General features: G+C 71.8%; 1 protein-coding gene. It reads left to right on the plus strand.

What is annotated here, in order from left to right; genetic code table 11:
* Positions 1–5: 5 nt before the first annotated feature.
* Positions 6–989, plus strand: a complete 984-nt coding sequence (locus tag A5714_RS13095; protein ID WP_068285733.1) for a S1 family peptidase — start codon at positions 6–8, stop codon at positions 987–989.
* Positions 990–1,045: the final 56 nt, after the last annotated feature.

A 1,045-nucleotide genomic window follows, 5' to 3' on the forward strand; every position in this document is an offset into this window, starting at 1 on the left:
ACGGCGTGCTCGAGCTGGCAAGTTGGGGGTTGCGGTACTCGCCGACCGGTACCATCGCCTTCCCCCTCAGCGCCATCGCGCTCGTGGTGGCCGCCCTGTTGCCGTTGCTGCCCAAGCGCAGAAAGCGCTACCGCGGGCTGCAACGGGGCGCGTCGGCGGCCACCAGCGCGTCGCCCGAGCCGCGGGCGCGCTCCCGGATGCACAACTCGCTGCTGAAGGTCGCGGCGGTGTGCAGCGCGGTCGCGCTGGTGGCGACCTTCTGCCTGCTGCCCGACTCCGTCAACCAGGCGCAGGAGATCACTCCGGCGCCCGTCCTCGCGCCGATCGACCTGCCGGCGGCCAGCGCCGTCGGGCCCGGGGCCGGCATCTACGTCGACTTCGCCGACGGGTCGGGCGGGATGGGCTGCACCGCGGGCTTTTTGGTGCGCACCAGCACCGGTCAGGCCGGCATCCTCACCGCCGGCCACTGCAACCGCCCCGGGGAGATGAGCCGGGTGACGATGAACCTGGACGGCGTCCTTCCCTACGCGACGCTGGGCACGTTCAGCCGCACCGTGAGCGAGGGCGTGCACGACGAACAACACGACATCGGCTTGGTGACACTCGACGGTGACAACGTGCCCCAAACCTCGGCCGTCGCCGCGTCGTTGCCCGTCTCCGGGGTGGCCAGCGGCCTGCACCTCGGCCAGCAGCTGTGCAAGTTCGGCATGAGCTCCGGCGCCGACGCCTGCGGGAAGATCGTCCAGCTCACCGGCAGCAAGGTGGTGTTCCTCGCGACCGGGCAGTGCGGCGATTCGGGCGGTCCCGTCTACGTCAACCAGGCCGACGGCACCGCCAGCGCCGTCGGCATCCTGATCCGCGGCGGCGACCCCGACACCCCGCGGATCGGCTGCGCCGCGCCCGCGAAGTTCTCCGTCGCCGAGCTGGTGCGGCCGTGGCTGGACAGGTGGCATCTGAGCGTCGTGACCGCGCCCGCCGCGCACGGGTGACGGGCCGCTTTCTCACGGGTCTCAGAAAAGTAGGGCATGGGCGAAGTGCCCGCCTC

Origin of the sequence: Mycobacterium sp. E2462, from assembly GCF_001672685.1 — a bacterium.
Classification (GTDB): domain Bacteria; phylum Actinomycetota; class Actinomycetes; order Mycobacteriales; family Mycobacteriaceae; genus Mycobacterium.